15 protein-coding genes are annotated in these 15,515 nt (G+C 73.2%); 7 read left to right on the forward strand and 8 right to left on the reverse strand.

Annotated elements, in window-relative coordinates; all coding sequences use genetic code 11:
- Positions 1 to 4: 4 nt before the first annotated feature.
- Complete coding sequence (locus ACTWO6_RS19435) at positions 5 to 859, reverse strand: hypothetical protein (protein WP_446215252.1); 855 nt, start codon at positions 857 to 859, stop codon at positions 5 to 7.
- Positions 860 to 1,043: 184 nt separating this feature from the next.
- Complete coding sequence (locus ACTWO6_RS19440; protein WP_446215253.1) at positions 1,044 to 1,778, reverse strand: hypothetical protein; 735 nt, start codon at positions 1,776 to 1,778, stop codon at positions 1,044 to 1,046.
- 457 nt (positions 1,779 to 2,235) lie between these two features.
- Here ACTWO6_RS19440 and ACTWO6_RS19445 point away from each other — a divergent pair, with 457 nt between their 5' ends.
- Positions 2,236 to 2,568: a putative quinol monooxygenase gene (locus ACTWO6_RS19445; protein ID WP_446215254.1), complete on the forward strand. Its 333-nt coding sequence runs from the start codon at positions 2,236 to 2,238 to the stop codon at positions 2,566 to 2,568.
- A gap of 8 nt (positions 2,569 to 2,576) precedes the next feature.
- On the opposite strand, the gene ACTWO6_RS19450 is transcribed toward ACTWO6_RS19445, so the two are convergent.
- Together ACTWO6_RS19450 and ACTWO6_RS19455 are read right to left on the reverse strand one after the other, a co-directional pair.
- A complete protein-coding gene (locus ACTWO6_RS19450) occupies positions 2,577 to 4,151 on the reverse strand; it encodes a Na+/H+ antiporter (RefSeq protein WP_446215255.1) in 1,575 nt (524 codons plus the stop codon).
- Positions 4,152 to 4,276: 125 nt separating this feature from the next.
- Positions 4,277 to 4,897 (reverse strand): L-threonylcarbamoyladenylate synthase, encoded by a 621-nt coding sequence (locus ACTWO6_RS19455; protein WP_446215256.1) that lies wholly within the window; start codon positions 4,895 to 4,897, stop codon positions 4,277 to 4,279.
- A gap of 124 nt (positions 4,898 to 5,021) precedes the next feature.
- Between ACTWO6_RS19455 and ACTWO6_RS19460 the strand changes: the two genes are divergently transcribed.
- Positions 5,022 to 5,369, forward strand: a complete 348-nt coding sequence (locus tag ACTWO6_RS19460) for a hypothetical protein (RefSeq protein ID WP_446215257.1) — start codon at positions 5,022 to 5,024, stop codon at positions 5,367 to 5,369.
- Positions 5,370 to 5,449: 80 nt separating this feature from the next.
- Here the strand turns inward: ACTWO6_RS19460 and iolD are convergent, their stop codons facing one another.
- The 4 genes from iolD to iolC are packed head-to-tail and all read right to left on the reverse strand — an operon-like array spanning position 5,450 to position 10,045.
- Positions 5,450 to 7,300 carry a 3D-(3,5/4)-trihydroxycyclohexane-1,2-dione acylhydrolase (decyclizing) gene (gene iolD, locus ACTWO6_RS19465; RefSeq protein ID WP_446215258.1) on the reverse strand — a complete coding sequence of 617 codons (1,851 nt, stop codon included), beginning with the start codon at positions 7,298 to 7,300 and terminating at the stop codon, positions 5,450 to 5,452.
- Positions 7,300 to 8,199 (reverse strand): 5-deoxy-glucuronate isomerase, encoded by a 900-nt coding sequence (iolB, locus tag ACTWO6_RS19470; protein WP_446215259.1) that lies wholly within the window; start codon positions 8,197 to 8,199, stop codon positions 7,300 to 7,302. Before iolB ends, iolD begins: the two co-directional genes overlap by 1 nt.
- Positions 8,196 to 9,083 (reverse strand): Cgl0159 family (beta/alpha)8-fold protein, encoded by an 888-nt coding sequence (locus ACTWO6_RS19475; RefSeq protein ID WP_446215260.1) that lies wholly within the window; start codon positions 9,081 to 9,083, stop codon positions 8,196 to 8,198. The genes iolB and ACTWO6_RS19475 overlap by 4 nt, the downstream gene beginning before the upstream one ends.
- Positions 9,080 to 10,045, reverse strand: a complete 966-nt coding sequence (gene iolC / locus ACTWO6_RS19480; protein WP_446215261.1) for a 5-dehydro-2-deoxygluconokinase — start codon at positions 10,043 to 10,045, stop codon at positions 9,080 to 9,082. Before iolC ends, ACTWO6_RS19475 begins: the two co-directional genes overlap by 4 nt.
- 194 nt (positions 10,046 to 10,239) lie before the next feature.
- Between iolC and ACTWO6_RS19485 the strand changes: the two genes are divergently transcribed.
- The 5 genes from ACTWO6_RS19485 to ACTWO6_RS19505 all read left to right on the forward strand — a co-directional run bounded on the left by ACTWO6_RS19485 (position 10,240) and on the right by ACTWO6_RS19505 (position 15,515).
- Positions 10,240 to 10,977 carry a GntR family transcriptional regulator gene (locus tag ACTWO6_RS19485; RefSeq protein ID WP_446215262.1) on the forward strand — a complete coding sequence of 246 codons (738 nt, stop codon included), beginning with the start codon at positions 10,240 to 10,242 and terminating at the stop codon, positions 10,975 to 10,977.
- Positions 10,978 to 11,128: 151 nt separating this feature from the next.
- The gene (locus tag ACTWO6_RS19490) at positions 11,129 to 12,526 is read left to right on the forward strand and encodes an extracellular solute-binding protein (RefSeq protein ID WP_446215263.1); all 1,398 of its coding nucleotides are present in this window, start codon (positions 11,129 to 11,131) and stop codon (positions 12,524 to 12,526) included.
- On the forward strand, positions 12,501 to 13,448 hold the full coding sequence (locus ACTWO6_RS19495; RefSeq protein WP_446215264.1) for a carbohydrate ABC transporter permease: 948 nt from the start codon (positions 12,501 to 12,503) through the stop codon (positions 13,446 to 13,448). Before ACTWO6_RS19490 ends, ACTWO6_RS19495 begins: the two co-directional genes overlap by 26 nt.
- Before the next feature lie 55 nt (positions 13,449 to 13,503).
- A complete protein-coding gene (locus ACTWO6_RS19500) occupies positions 13,504 to 14,379 on the forward strand; it encodes a carbohydrate ABC transporter permease (RefSeq protein WP_446215265.1) in 876 nt (291 codons plus the stop codon).
- On the forward strand, positions 14,379 to 15,515 hold the full coding sequence (locus ACTWO6_RS19505) for an ABC transporter ATP-binding protein (RefSeq protein ID WP_446215266.1): 1,137 nt from the start codon (positions 14,379 to 14,381) through the stop codon (positions 15,513 to 15,515). The genes ACTWO6_RS19500 and ACTWO6_RS19505 overlap by 1 nt, the downstream gene beginning before the upstream one ends.

Here is a 15,515-nt window from a genome sequence, read left to right on the forward strand (position 1 = left end):
GCGCTCAGCCGGCGCGGCGCAGCCGCCCGGCCTCCCCGCCTCGGGCGTCGAGGAGCACCAGGGTCTCGCCGTCCAGGCCGGCCCGCCAGGACGAGGAGAGCCACGCCCCGACCGGCACGCGGTCGCAACCGATCAGGGTGCTGAAACCGGTGGTGGCGAGGAGGGCTCCCCCTGGGCCGGCGATCCAGCGCCCGGCCTGGCCGTTGCAACCGTCGGAGCCGCGCCACTCGCCGTCGGCGCCGAACTCGACGTACGCCTTCTCGGGCCCCGGAGCGGGCACCCACCTCCCGACGAGCCGGTCCCCGTCGGCGGGGGTCAGCGTCACCGGCAGCGCGGCTGCGGGTGCGAACCGCCGCCGGACCTCGTCGGTGACCTCCGGCGGTTCGACCTCGGACGCCGCCAGGTCGGGTCCGGCGGTGGGCGTCGCGCCCGGCAGCAGCCGGGCGACCAGCGCGCCCTCGCCGTCCAGGAGCACCCGCGTCTCGCCCTCGGGCCGGTACGACCTGATCAGCCGCAGCCACTCCGGGGTCGACCTGCCGGCCTCCTCGCAGCCGGTGAGGCCCTCGGCTCCTGAGGCCCCGAACATCCCGACGACGAACAGTCCACCGGTGTCGGCCCGCCACGAACCGACCAGCATCCCGCAGCGGCCGAAGAGCTGGACCTGGTCGGGTGCGAGGCGCAGGATGCCGTCCGGCTCCTCGGCCACCTCCGCCAGCCTCCAGTTGCCGATCAGCCCCACCGGATCCGCCGGTCCCGGGCTCTTGATGCTGCCGAGCTGCGGGCTGTCCGGGGCGCTGGCCTGCCTCCCGCCCTGCCCCGCGCAGCCGGCCAGCAGTGTCCCGACCGCAACGATCGCCACAAGGTGGCTTCGCCGACCCATCTCGTCTCGCCGTCCCTTCCCCCACACCGGCCGCCCGCCGCTTTCAGTGGTTGGACGGCGCGCTGCCCCTCGCGGTTGCGGCGCCGGCTCGGAATCCGGCCCTACAACCGAGTCGCGGCGGTAGATCGTGGACCGTCTCGAGTGGGGGTCGGACGGCGCGAGGCTATCGGACGCTGACTGTGATCTTGTCGAAGTCGGGCGCCGGCGAGTTCGGGTTGAACATCGTCAGCGTGTTGGGTCCGGGCCGGAGAGCCACCGTCACGACCATGGCGCCGACGCTGCTCCACCCGCCGGTGCCCGGGAAGGTCAGCGTGATCGCGGGCCCGCCGTTCACGCTGACCTGCCCGACCCGCGGGGACTCCCCGTTGACGTAGGCGATCGTCACGGTGGCCGAGCCGCCCGTCCGGGCGGTCACGCCATTGAACCGCAGGGTTCCCATGCCGCGGCCGATGTTGCCCACCTTCTTCAGGCCGGAGCAGCCGGAACAGGTGTAGATCCGGATGTCCTCCAGCCCGTTCGCCGCCGACTCGGCCTCATACGACGTCAGCACCGGCTGTGCGGCCGGGGTGGTGGGCCGTGGGACGAAGGGCGGCCGGGCCGCAGGTGGCGTTGCGGGCCGGGTCTGCGCCGATCCGACGCGCACGTCCCCGCCGCCGACAGGTGTGGCCGGAGACGGCGGCAGGGCGGACGCGCTGGGGCCGTCATCACGCTGCCCGTCGGTCATCGCGCCGGTCCCGGGGGAACGACTCGCCGAGGTCGGGTGCCCGGCGCCGAGTTCCAACGTGACCGCCGCCAGTGCCAGCACGACGGTCAGGTAGCCGGCTCCCACCACCGTCAACAGGCGCGCCGGTCCGAGCTGCCAGATGCCGTCAGGGCCGGCTCCATGACGTGGGCTCACCCTCGCGCTCCCCTTCGCGCCAAGTTGCGTCGGCGCGGACGACCCGCAGCCGGTGTGGCAGGTGACACACGAGTGTATAGGCGTTGAACGATTCCCACCGCCCGTCGTCGGCGTACGGCTCAGTCGCCGACGTCGGGCAACGGGTCTGCCACCGCCGGGCGACGTCTGCGCGGGACCGGCCGGCTGGTTTCCTGCTCGTCGGCGTGTCCGCGGCCGGGTGCCGCGGGGCCGGCCGCTGGCGCGGCCAGCTGCTCTTCGGACCGTACCGGGGTGGGCTGTTCAACGGATCTGAAGGTCTCGCCGGCAGGTACCGCCGGGGCGCACCACAGTGGAGGCTGTCGGTTTGCCGACTCCCCCGCGACCCTGTCGGTCCGCAGCGGAGCGGCGTGGCGGCAGGGTGCCGCCACGCCGCCCGGGGTCAGGCGTCGGGGCGCGGCCGGCTGGGTAGCCTCTACCCATGATCTTCATTACCGCCAAGTTCCGGGTGCTGCCGGAGCACGCCGACCGGTGGCCGCAGATCGCCGAGCAGTTCACCACGGCCACCCGCGCCGAGCCCGGCTGCCTCTGGTTCGACTGGTCCCGCAGCATCGACGACCCGACCGAGTACGTGCTGGTCGAGGCCTTCCGGGACGACGAGGCCGGGGCGGCGCACGTGCGGTCCGAGCACTTCCGCACCGCGCAGCGGACCCTACCGCCCCACCTCGCTGAGACGCCCCGGATCGTCAACGTGACCGTCCCGCAGCAGGACTGGTCCCGGCTCGGCGAGATGGCCGTACCCGGCAGCGAGTAGCCGGCGGGTCAGTCCTCGGGGGTCGGGCCGAGCAGCCGGATCTCCTCGATGTCGATGACCGCCTGCACCTCCCGCTGCACCGCGTCGTCGATCTCGTTGGTGTCGCGCAGCCGGGTGACCTCGCGGCGCTTGTGTTCGAGTACGCCGAGCCGCAGCCGACGCTCGATCTCGCGCTCCTCCGCCGTCCCCCGTTCGTGGGGGGCGCGGACGTCGTCGAGGTGCGCCTGGTAGTCGGAGCGGAGCCGGTCGACGGCGTCCTGCGACGCGCCGAGCTCGGCGGCGACCTGCGGCAGGGCGGCCAGCCCGACCTCGGTGGCCCGCAGCCGCGCCGTGCGTACCTCGTCCGCCCGCTCCTCGTCGCCCATCAGGCGGGCCCAGGTGACGACCGCGGGAAGCGTCGTGCCCTGGATCAGCATGGTCAGCACGATGACGGTGACGGTGACGAAGACGATCAGGTCGCGCTCCCGGACGGGCGTACCGGCGCTGGTCGCCACCGGGACGGCGAGGGCGGCGGCGAGGGAGACGGCGCCGCGGAAGCCCGCCCAGCCGGCGGCGGTGCGTACCCGCCAGTCGAACTGGCGACCGCGGCGGGACTCGCGGCGGTCGAGGGTCTGCAGGGCGGGGATGGCGAGGTGCAGCCACGCCATCCGGGTGACCATGACCACGACGGTGACCGCCGCCGCGATGCCGAGCGACTGCGTCGGCGAGTGGCTGGTGATGCTGCGCAGCGACCGCGGGACCTGCGTGCCGAGCAGCACGAAGAGGCTGCCGTTGATCATGAAGGTGGAGAGGTCCCAGAACGCGTACGCGGTGATCCGGGAGCGGGCCCGGATGACCCGCGGCCCGGCGTACGAGAGCACCAGGCCGGAGACCACGACGGCCAGCACGCCGCTGGCGTGCACGGTCTCGGCGAGCAGGAACGCGACGAACGGGGTGAGGATGCTCAGCCCGCCCTCGCGCATCGGGTCGTCAATGTGCGTGCGGATCAGGATGACCGCCCAACCGACCAGCAGGCCGGCGGCGATCCCGCCGGCGGCGGAGCCGACGAACCGGCCGAGCAGGGCGGGCGCGCTGGGCACCGCGGCGCCGGCGATCACCCCGACGGCGACGGAGAAGAGCACCAGGGCCGTACCGTCGTTGATCAGGCTCTCCGCGCGCAGCGTGGTGAGGATGCCGCGCGGCATCCGCTTGGCCAGCCCGGCGACCGCGGCGGCGTCGGTCGGCGCGAGCACCGCGCCGAGCACCCAGGCCGCCGCCGGCTCGACCCCGAGGGCCTGCGCGGCGTACGCGACGGCGATCATCGTGAGCACCACCAGGGCCACCGCCAGCAGGGCGATGGCCCCGAAGTTGGCCCGGATCTCGCGGAGGCTGATGACCAGGCTCTCCCGGTAGAGGATCGCGGGCAGGAAGAGCAGCAGCACCACCTCCGGTTCGAGCACCACATGCTGGAAGGGCGGGAGGAGCCCGAGCAGGGCCCCCATCGAGATGAGCAGGACCGGCGGCGCGACGCTGTACCGGCCGCCGAGCGTGGTGCCGATCAGCACCGTCACGCCCAGCACCGCGATCAGCACGAGCCCGCTCACGTCGCACTCCCGTCATCCGATCGCCGCCTGCACGGCGACGGAAGGATCGCGTGCGGGCCGCCGCCCCAACATGGTGGAACGGCGGGTGCGGAACGCGCGGTCGAACCGGGTAATTGGCGCGGTGGCTACTCGAACCGTGCGGTGTCTCCGGCCCCGCGTCGCACGATCTCCGGCTCCGGTCCGGACAGGTCGACCACGGTCGTCGGCTCCAGGCCGCAGTCGCCGGCGTCGACGACGGCGTCGAGGAGGTGGTCGAGCCGTTCCTTGATCTCCCAGCCCTGGGTCATCGGCTCGTCCTCGCCGGGCAGCAGCAGGGTGCTGGAGAGCAGCGGTTCGCCGAGTTCGGCCAGCAGCGCCTGGGTGACGGTGTGCTGCGGCACCCGTACCCCGACGGTGCGCTTGCGGGGGTCCTGGAGCCGGCGGGGCACCTCCGCGGTGGCCGGCAGGATGAAGGTGTAGCTGCCGGGGATGCACGCCTTGACCAGGCGGAAGACCGAGTTGCTGACCTTGACGAACTGGCCGAGCTGGGCGAAGTCCCGGCAGACCAGGGTGAAGTGGTGCCGGTCGTCGAGCCGGCGGATCTCGCGGATCCGGTCCAGGCCGCCACGGTTGCCGAGCTGGCAGCCGAAGGCGTAGCAGGAGTCGGTCGGGTAGGCGATCAAGCCGTCGTCGCGGAGCAGGTCGACGACCTGCCGGAGGACCCGGGGTTGCGGATTGTCCGGATGCAGGTCGTAATACCTCGCCACACCGGTAAGCCTATGCCGCCGCGCGGCGGGGCCAAGCCCGCGGCCGGCGAAAAGATCTCCGGCGCAGGTTTGATCGACAGCGGGGCTGGAAATGGTGGGGGCCGCTCGAATAGGGGGACCAGACATGTCCGAAGCCAGCACAGACCACGCCGACCGTCCGGCCGAGGTGACGGACCCGCTGCTGTGGGGTCTCGCCACCGCGGTGGCCGACGCCCACCAGGCCGACGAGGACGGCGCCTGCACCAGCCCGAGCTGTGTCGGCGCGGCCTGGCCCTGCACCGCCTGGAGCAACGCGCAGGAGGGGATGCGCGCCGCCCAGGCGGAAACCCGCCCGACCTCGGCGGCGCCCACCGGCGCCGCCGACCGGGACGGCACGGCTGCCGAGGGCGGATGGTCGGCCGCTCCCCAGCGCACGCAGCCGGCGCCCGGCGCCCGGCGGGACGGGTCGGCGGCGGCGGCGCCGGCGGCCTGAGGCCGTCCCTGACGTGGCGACCGGCGTGACGCGACGGCCGCGCCGGGGCGATGTCGCGGGAGCGCGCCCATGCCCGTCGGTCAGGACGGGCGCAGGCGCGCGCGGCGCGCCTTGCGCCCCGTCTCGTACGCGGCCCGGGCGGCCTGCGCCGCGGCGGTGGCCGAAACCTCGGCGACCGGCACGTCCCACCACGCACCGCCGTCCGGCCCGGGCTCCATCGGGTCCGTCGAGACGTACACGACCGTCGTCCGGTCCGCCGCCTTCGCCGCGTCCAACCCGGCGCGCAGCTCGGCCATCGTCGTCGCCCGGATCACCTCGGCGCCCAGGCTCGCCGCGTTCGCCGCGAGGTCGACCGGCAGCGGCTCCCCGGCACGGTCGCGGTAGGCGGTGCCGAGCCGCTGCGCGCCGACGCTCTCGGAGAGCCGGCCGATCGAGGCGAAACCCTGGTTGTCGACCAGCACGACGACCAGTTTGACGCCCTCGGCCACCGCGGTGACCAGTTCGCTGGGCAGCATCAGGTAGGAGCCGTCGCCGACCAGCACGAAGACCTCCCGGTCCGGGGCGGCCAGCTTGACCCCGATCCCGCCGGCGATCTCGTAGCCCATGCAGGAGTAGCCGTACTCGACGTGATAGGCCTTGGGGTCGGTGCTGCGCCACAGCTTGTGCAGGTCGCCGGGCATTGACCCGGCCGCGCAGACCACCACGTCCCGGGGGCCGGCGGCGTCGTTGACCGCGCCGATGACCGCGGCCTGCGTCGGCGGCGCCTGCGGGTCGGCGTGCCGGGCGCGGTCCACCACCGCCGCCCACCGGGCACCCAGGTCCGCGACCGTCGACCGGTACGCGGGCAGCGTGGCCCAGCCGGCGCAGGCCGCGCCCAGCGCGGCCAGACTCTCCCGGGCGTCGCCGACGACCTGCACGCCCGACAGCTTGGCGGCGTCGAAACCGGTGATGTTGAGGTTGACGAACCGGGCGTCGCCGAAGAGGGTGCCCGAGGCGGTGGTGAAGTCGCTGTACCGGGTGCCGACGCCGATCACCACGTCGGCGTTCACGGCAAGCTCGTTGGCCGCGGCGGAGCCGGTGACCCCGACCGCGCCGGCGGCCAGGGGATGGCCGTGGGGCAGGGCGCCCTTGCCCGCCTGGGTCTCCACCACCGGCACGCCGTGCCGCTCGGCGAAGCCGCGCAGCGCGTCTGTCGCGCCGCTGTAGATGACGCCGCCGCCGGCCACCAGCACCGGCCGGTGGGCCGCGGTGACGATCCGGGCGGCCCGCCGGACGGCCCCCTCGTCCGGGCGGGGGCGGGGCATGTGCCAGGTGCGCTCGGCGAACAGCTCCTCCGGCCAGTCGTACGCCTCGGCCTGCACGTCCTGCGGCAGGGCGAGGGTGACCGCGCCGGTCTCCGCCGGGTCGGTGAGCACCCGCATGGCGGCCAGCAGCGCCGCCGGCAGCTGCTCGGGCCGGTTGATCCGGTCCCAGTACCGGGAGACGGGGCGCAGCGCGTCGGTGACACCGACGTCGTAGGAGCGGACGTCCTCCAGCTCCTGCAGCACCGGGTTGGCCGCCCGGGTGGCGAAGATGTCGCCGGGCAGCAGCAGCACCGGCAGCCGGTTGATGGTCGCGCCGGCGGCGCCGGTGACCAGGTTCGTCGCGCCCGGGCCGATGGAGGTGGTGCAGGCCAGGGTGCTGAGCCGGTCGGTCATCCGGGCGTACGCGGCGGCCGTGTGCACCATGCCCTGCTCGTTGCGGCACAACCGGTACGGCAGGTCGACGCCCGCGGCGGCGGCGCCGGCCAGCGCCTCGCCGAGACCGGCGACATTGCCGTGGCCGAAGATGCCGAAGCAGGCGGGGATCAGCCGACGGCGTCGGCCGTCGCGTTCGGACCACTGCCGGGCGAGGAAGGCCACCAGGGCCTGCGCCACCGTGAGCCGGCGCATCAGCGGCCTCCCGCCGCCGGGCCGGTCAGCGGCAGGCGCGGGTCGACCTCCTGATCGGCCCAGCTTCCCCGGATCCAGCCGTGCCGTGGATCGTCCACGCAGGCCATGGTGCGGTCCGCACCGGGCCCGGCCAGCACGTTGAGGTAGTAGAGGTCGTAGCCGGGCGCGGCCATCGACGGGCCGTGGTAGCCGTGCGGGACGAGCACCAGGTCACCGCTGCGCACCTCGGCGAGGAGGTCGATCGGCCGCCGGCCGGTGCCGTACACCCGCTGGTAGCCGACCGGTCCGCCGCCGTCGCCCGGCACCGCCCCGGACACCTCGAAGTAGTAGATCTCCTCCAGCGCCGCCTCGACCCGACCGTCGTCGTGGACCCGGTCGTCCTCGTGCTTGTGCGGCGGGTAGGACGACCAGTTGCCGCCGGGGGTGAACACCTCCACGGCGACCAGCCGGTCGCAGTCGAAGGCCTCCGGGGCGCAGAAGTTGTTGACCTGCCGGCTGGCCGGCCCGGCGCCACGCAGCTCCACCGGCACGTCCCGGGCCGCGCCGTAGCGCGGCGACAGCCGGCGGGTGGCCCGGGCCGACGGCAGCGCGAACCGCCCCTCGCCGCGGATCGTCACCGTCGCGTCGCGGGGAAGGTAGGCGAAGTCGGTGACCGCGGCGAAGACCGAGGCGCGGCCGGTCAGCTCCAGGCGCAGCCCGTCGCAGCGGACGGTGGCGGCCCCGGCCAGCGGCAGGACCAGCATCTCCTCGTCGCCGGTGGCGAAGGTGACCACGCCGCCGGCGGGCAGGACGAGCACCCGCAGTCCCGCGTACGTCCAGCCGGCCCGTCCGGGGGTGAGTTCCAGCGCCCAGGGCGGTCGGGCCGTCGTACCCCAGGGCAGGTGCAGCTCCCCGGTCATGCTTCCTGCCGGGCGGGCAGGAGCGAGTGGGCCAGGTCGACCGCGGCGGCGACGTCGTCGCCCGGCGGGTAGAGCAGCGCCCGGCCGACCACCAGGCCGCGGACGCCGGGCTGCCGCAACGCCCGCTGCCAGCGGGCGTACACCACGTCGGGGGTCTCCGTCGGGTCGCCGCCGAGGAGCAGCACCGGCAGCGTGGTCGCGGCCACCACCCGGTCCATCTCGTCGATCGCCGGTAACTTCAACCAGGTGTACGCCGAGGTCGTGCCGAGCGCCTGCCCGACGCTCACGCTCTTGATCACCGCTTCGGGGCTCAGGTCGACGTGGACCCGCCCGTCGGTACGCCCCACCCACATCGGCTCCACCAGCGCCACCGTGCGGCGCGCGGCGAGGGCGCTGACCGCCTGGGCGCAGGCCTGCAGCGTGGAGGCCGTGCCGTGGTCGTCCGGGTCGATCCGGCACAGCATCTTGCCGCCGTCGTAGCCCATCGCGGCGATGCTGTCGGCGTCGTAGGCGGTGAACCGGTCGTCCAGCTCGAACGCGGCGCCGAACAGGCCACCGCGGTTCATCGAGCCGATCGCCAGCCGGTCCTCCAGCGCGCCGAGCAGTAGCAGGTCCTCCAGGATGTCCGGGGTGCCGAGCACCCCGTCGACCCCTGGTCGGGACAGCGCGAGTCGTAGCCGGTCGAGCAGGTCGGTGCGCCCGGCCATGGCCATCGGCCGGTCCCGGACGCCGAGGGCGCCCCGAGCCGGGTGGTCGGCGGCGATGAGGAAGAGCGGCCGACCGTGGTCCGGCCAGGGTCGGCGGGTCCGCCCGGCGGCGGCCTCGGCGATCGCCTGCGGCCGGTGCGCGCGGGTGAGGGTCAACGCCTCGTACTCGGTGCTCACCGGTCTCCTTCCGTCGCGGGGGCCGGCTCCGCCCGGGCTGCGAGCACCTCGGTCTCGGCCTGGTCGGGCATGGCGGACGAGCAGGCCAGCCGCGACGCGACGATCGCGCCCGCGGCATTGGCGAAGCGCAGTGTCCGCTCCAGCGGCCAGTCCTGCAGCAGGCCCAGGCAGAGGGCGCCGCCGAAGGCGTCCCCGGCGCCGAGCCCGTTGACCACCTCCACCGGCACCGGCGGCACCCGGACCGTCCGTTCGGGCGTGCTGGCCAGCACCCCGTCCGGGCCGAGCTTGACCACGGCCAGCCGCGGCCCGCGGTCGAGCAGCAGCCGGGCGGCCCGCTCGGGGCCCCGGGTGCCGACGGCCACCTCGACCTCGTCGAGGTTGCCCACGGCGACGGTGACCCGGGGCAGCGCCTCGGCGTAGGCGGCCGTGGCGGCGGCCGGGTCGGGCCAGAACATCGGCCGGTAGTCGAGGTCCAGGACGGTGTGCGGGCGGCCGGCCCGGGCGGCCAGCGCGGTCAGGTGCGCGTCCCGGCTGGGCTGCTGGCAGAGCCCCGTGCCGGTGACCCAGAAGACCCGGGCGTCCACGATGGCGGCGAGGTCCAGCTCGTCGGGGTGGATCTGCAGATCCGGGGCGGTGGGGGTGCGGTAGAACCAGATCGGGAAGTGGTCGGGCGGGAAGATCTCGCAGAAGGTCACCGGGGTGGGCAGCCCGTCGACCGGACGTACCTGGCTGTCGTCGACGCCGAAGTCCCGCAGCGCCCGGTGCACGTAGTCCGCGAAGGCGTCGGCGCCGGTGCGGGTGATGACGCCGGCACGCAGCCCGTACCGGGCGGCGGCGACCGCGACGTTGGTGGCACTGCCGCCGAGGAATTTCCCGAAGGTCTCGACCTCGGCCAGCGGCGTGGCGATCTGCAGCGGATAGATGTCCACTCCGACCCGGCCGATGGTGAGCACGTCGAGCATGCGGCGTCCTTTGTCCGGGCCGGCGACGGCGTGACCGCCAGCTCGATCCTGGTCCCTGATTGGTAACAGTGGCCGCGAGTTGTGTCAATGTGTTGTCCTGACATCCAGCAGACTCGCTCAGTTACCGCTTCGGTACAGTGGCGCCCATCATCGCGTCCCCGACCCCCTGGGCATCCGTGACGAGGAGGTCCGCCGTGACCGGTCCCGAGATCGTGGTCGACCGGAGCAGCCCGGTCCCGCTCTACTTCCAGGTCGCCGAGCAGTTCAGCGCCGCGATCCAGCGCGGCGAGCTGGCGCCCGGCGACCGGCTGGACAGCGAGCTGCAGCTCGCCGACCGGCTGGGACTGTCCCGGCCCACCGTCCGGCAGGCCATCCAGCACCTGGTGGACAAGGGACTGATCGTCCGCCGCCGCGGCGTCGGCACCCAGGTGATCCGGGGCGAGGTACGCCGCGCGGTCGAGCTGACCAGCCTGCACGACGACCTCGCGCGGACCGGGCGGCAGCCGTCCACCTCGGTGCTCGAACTGGCCACCGTGGCCTGCCCGGCGCAGGTGGCGACCGCGCTCGGGGTCACCGCCGGCAGCGCGGTGCAGCACCTGCGCCGGCTGCGCTTCGCCGACGGGGAGCCCCTCGCGGTGATGGAGAACTGGCTCCCCCCGGACCTCGTCCGGCTCACCCTGGACGGACTGCAGAGCCGGGGCCTGTACGCGATCCTGCGCGCGGCCGGCCTCCGGGTGCGCGGCGCCCAGCAGCGGATCGGCGCCCGTGCCGCAACGGCGGCCGAGGCGCAGATGCTCGGCGAGCGGCGCGGCGCCCCGCTGCTGACCATGACCAGGACGGCGTACGACGACCAGGGCCGCTACGTCGAGCACGGCGCACACATCTACCGGGCCTCCCGGTACGTGCTGGAGGTGACCGTCGCCGAGCGGTGACGCGCCTGTTTCAGGCTCATTTCAGTGACAGGTATTTACGTCGTCAGGCTGTCATGACATTGTGGCCGACAAGCACCGCCGGCATGGACCTGCGGCCGGCGGGCGACCCGCGAGTCTCTTCGAAGTCACTCCTTGCGAAGGGAACAACCCCATGTCAGTCACACCGAGACGCGTCACTGGTGTGCTCGCCGCCCTCACCGCCGTCACCCTCGCCGCCACGGCCTGCGGTGGCGACTCGGAGCCCGCCGGCAAGGACGCCAAGAACATCACCCTCACCATCGCCTCCAACGCCATCGCCGGCGGCAAGAACGCCACCGGCGCGGAGTGGATCGAGAAGTGGGTCATCCCCCGGTTCGTCGAGGCCCAGAAGGCCAAGGGCGTCACCGCCAAGGTGTCGTTCGTGCCCAGCGGTGTCGACGACGAGCAGTACAAGACCAAGCTGGCCCTGGACCTGCGCTCCAAGGGCGGCGCCGACGTGGTGTCCGTCGACGGCATCTGGGTCGGCGAGTTCGCCCAGGCCGGGTATCTCAAGCCACTCTCCGAGGTGGCCGGTGACCAGGTCGACAAGTGGGACGGCTGGTCGCAGATCCCGGAGAGCGTGCAGGGCCTGGGCACGTTCGACGACAAGCGGTACGGCGTCCCGCAGGGCACCGACGGCCGCGTCCTCTACTACAACAAGAAGCTCTTCGCCCAGGCCGGCCTGCCCGCCGACTGGCAACCGAAGAGCTGGCAGGAGATCCTCGACGCCGGCGCCAAGCTCAAGGCGCTGCCCGGGGTGACCCCGATCCAGATCAACGCCGGCACGGCGATGGGCGAGGCGACCACGATGCAGGGCGCGCTGCCGCTGCTGGTCGGCGCCGGCGGCGAGATCTGGAAGGACGGCAAGTGGGCCGGCGCGAACCAGCCGGTCAAGGACGTGCTCGACTTCTACACCAAGGTCTACGGCGGCGGGCTCGGTGACCCGAAGCTCCAGCAGGAGGCCAAGGGCCGGGACAAGTCCTTCGAGGAGTTCGCCGCCGGCAAGATCGGCATCCTCGGCGAGGGCGACTACTTCTGGCGCAGCGTCATCAACCCGAAGGACGGCATCGCCAAGATGTCCGACCGGGACAGCACCGTCGGGTACGCGATGATCCCGGCCAAGCAGCCCGGCGCGGGCATCCGGGGGCAGGACTTCGTGAGCATGTCCGGCGGCGGCGTCGACGTGCTCAACCCCAACTCGAAGTACCCGGCGCAGGCGTTCGAACTGCTGGCGTTCATGCACTCGGCGGAGGCCACCAAGGCGCAGCTCGCCGGTGCGGCGCGGATCACCTCCCGGATGGACGTCAACAAGGAGGTCCTCGCGGGCGACCCGATGCTGAACTTCGTGGCCGAGAAGGTGCTGCCGCTGACCGCGTACCGGCCGCCGCTGGCGGTCTACCCGCAGGTGTCGGTGGCGCTGCAGGAGGCGACCGCTGCCGCGGCGTCGGGCAAGAGTGTCGACGAGGCGGCATCGGCGTATCAGAAGAAGGTCGAAGGGATCGTCGGTGGTCCAGGTAACGTCTCGTCCTGACGAGACGGTCGGGGGAGCGCGCCCGGAGACGGGCGCCTCCCCCGCCCCCGACGCCGCCGGGCTGGGCCGGGCCCGCGCCGCCGGGTTCCTCGTCCCGAGCATGGTGCTGATCCTGCTCTTCCTCGTGGTGCCGGCCGCCTGGACGATCTACCTGGGCGTCACCAACTACCGGCTCACCGGCCTGGCCGCGGCCAACCCGGAGATCGTCGGACTGGACAACTACACCCGGGCGCTGACCGACGAACGCTTCCGCTCGTCGCTGCTGCTGACCCTGCAGTTCGTGCTCGGCTCGGCGGTGATCGGCCAGGCCGGCCTCGGCTTCGCCATCGCCTTCGCGCTGCGCGACCGGCGGGGTCCGCTGCGCCGGGTGGTCGAGGCGTTCATCCTGCTGTCCTGGATCCTGCCCAGCTCGGTCGTCGCCTTCCTCTGGATCGCCCTGCTCGACCGGGACGCCGGCACGCTCAATGCCCTGCTCGGCACGCCCGGCATGGCCTGGCTGCTCGACCACCCGATGCTGTCGATCATCATCTTCAACGCCTGGCGGGGCACCGCGTTCTCGATGATGCTCTACGCCGCCGCGCTGGAGAACGTGCCCCGGTCGCACCTGGAGACCGCCCGGCTGGCCGGCGCGTCCACCTGGCAGCAGCTGCGCGACGTGGTGTTCCCCCGCATCCGCGGCCACGTGCTGACCAACCTGCTGCTGATCAGCCTCTGGACGTTCAACGACTTCACCCCGTTCCTGATCACCGCCGGTGGTCCCGAGCAGCGCTCCGAGGTGCTGGCGGTCTACGTCTACAAGGTGGCGCTCTCCGGCGGCGAGCTGGGCTTCGGCGCCGCGATCTCGTTCATCATGCTGCTGATCAACCTGGTCATCGCGCTGGTCTACCTGCGCATGCTGGGCCGGCGGAAGGAGCGGGCGTGAGCGCGAGGAGTGAGCCGGTCCTGCGAGCCCCGCAGTCGCGAACCCAGGAGGCGCCGTGAGCACCGTGACCACGGCGGCGGACGGCACTCGGGGCGACGACACGTCGAGGGTCGCCGTACGGCACCTGCTGGCCCGGGTGGGGCGCTACGTCTTCCTCTGCCTGGTGCTCGCCTTCTTCGCCCTGCCGCTGCTGTGGCTGGCCACCGCGCCGTTCGACGACACCCCGACGATCGGCACCTCGCTGCCGGACTTCACCCTGGACAACTTCCGGGCCCTGCTGGACAACCCGTACGCGCTGACCTCGCTGGTCAACTCGGTCTGGCTGGCCGGCGGCACCGCCGTGCTGGTGGTGACGTTCGCCGCCCTGGCCGCGTACGCGCTGAGCCGGGTCCGGGTGCCGGGGCGGGACGCGCTGCTCTACGGGCTGCTGCTGCTCTCGTCGATCGTCACCGGCACGGCCACCATGGTGCCGCTGTTCGAGCTGGCGTTCCGGCTCCACCTGATCGACTCCCGGCTCGGGGTCATCCTGATCCTCACCGGCGGCCTGCTGCCGGCGGCGATCTTCATCCTCAAGGACTTCATGGACGCCACGCCCACCTCGTACGAGGAGTCCGCGCGGGTGTTCGGCGCCAGCCCGCTGCAGATCATGCGGCACATCGTGGTGCCGGTCGTCCGGCCCGGGCTGGCCACCGTCGGGGTGTGGGCGGTGGCGAACGTGTGGGGCAACTTCCTGGTGCCGTTCCTGCTGCTGCGCGGCCCGGACAAGGCGCCCGCCGCGGTGATCATGTACACCCTCTACACCGAGGGCGGCCAGGCCGACCTGCGACTGCTCTCCACCTTCTCACTGCTCTACTCGCTGCCGGTGGCGCTGATGTTCGTCTTCGTCAGCAGCAGGTACGGATTCCGCTTCCACGGAGGGATCAAGCGCTGATGTCCGCCATCACCCTGCGCGAGCTGACCAAGGTCTACCCCAACGGGGTACGCGCCCTGGACGCCCTCGACCTGGAGATCGCCGACGGCGAGTTCTTCGCCCTGCTCGGCCCGTCCGGCTGCGGCAAGACCACCCTGCTGCGCACCATCGCCGGGCTGGAACTCGCCTCCGGCGGCACCGTGCGCATCGGCGAGCGCGCCGTGACGAACCTGCCGCCCGGCCAGCGGGACGTGGCGATGGTCTTCCAGGACTACGCGCTCTTCCCGCACATGACCGTGCGGGACAACATCGCGTACCCGCTGCGGATCAAGAAGGTCGGCAAGGCCGCCCGGCAGGACAAGGCCGCTGCCACCGCCGACGAGCTGGGCCTGTCGGCGCTGCTGGAGCGCCGGCCCGGGCAGCTCTCCGGCGGCCAGCAGCAGCGGGTCGCCCTCGCCCGGGCGATGGCCTGCCACCCGAAGGTGTTCCTGCTCGACGAGCCGCTGTCCAACCTGGACGCCCGGCTGCGGCTGGAGGCGCGGACCTTCCTCAAGCGGCTGCAACGTGAGCTGGGCGTCACCACCGTCTTCGTCACCCACGACCAGGCCGAGGCGCTGGCCCTGGCCGACCGGATCGCCGTGATGGAGGGCGGCCGGATCCGGCAGGTCGGCACCCCCACCGAGGTGTTCCGCCGCCCGGCCAACACCTTCGTCGCCGGGTTCATCGGCTCGACCCCGATGAACCTGGTCCCGGCCCGGGCCGACGGCGACGCACTGGCCGTCGCCGGCGTGCGGCTGCCGGTGCCCGACGACGCCCGAGGCCAGCTGGCCGACGGGGAGACCGTGGTCTACGGGGTCCGGCCCGAATACCTCGACTACTCCCCCGAGCCGGTCCCCGACGCGCTGACCGGCCAGGTCGTCGTGGTGGAGAACCTCGGCAGCTTCTCGCTGGTGTCGCTGGACGTGCCCGGCGAGGACGACACGGCGACCAGCGTGCAGGTCGTGGTGCCCGAGGGACGGGAACCGGATCCCGGCGACACCGGCTGGGTGGTGCCCCGGCCCGGCCGCTCACTGGTCTACCGCGACGGCGAGCTGGTCGGCGGGGCGACGGCTCCACCGGTGCCGGCGCCGCGTACCGGGGTCGGGGCGGACGCCTGA

The sequence above is a fragment of the Micromonospora sp. IBHARD004 genome (genome assembly GCF_052814115.1).

Bases quoted from the DNA above. Each gene is read 5' to 3' on its own strand.
- ACTWO6_RS19490 (WP_446215263.1), top strand. From the start codon at position 11,129: ATGTCAGTCACACCGAGACGCGTCACTGGTGTGCTCGCCGCCCTCACC.
- ACTWO6_RS19460 (WP_446215257.1), top strand. From the start codon at position 5,022: ATGTCCGAAGCCAGCACAGACCACGCCGACCGTCCGGCCGAGGTGACG.
- iolC (WP_446215261.1), bottom strand. From the start codon at position 10,045: ATGCTCGACGTGCTCACCATCGGCCGGGTCGGAGTGGACATCTATCCG.
- ACTWO6_RS19445 (WP_446215254.1), top strand. From the start codon at position 2,236: ATGATCTTCATTACCGCCAAGTTCCGGGTGCTGCCGGAGCACGCCGAC.
- ACTWO6_RS19505 (WP_446215266.1), top strand. From the start codon at position 14,379: ATGTCCGCCATCACCCTGCGCGAGCTGACCAAGGTCTACCCCAACGGG.
- iolD (WP_446215258.1), bottom strand. From the start codon at position 7,300: ATGCGCCGGCTCACGGTGGCGCAGGCCCTGGTGGCCTTCCTCGCCCGG.
- iolB (WP_446215259.1), bottom strand. From the start codon at position 8,199: ATGACCGGGGAGCTGCACCTGCCCTGGGGTACGACGGCCCGACCGCCC.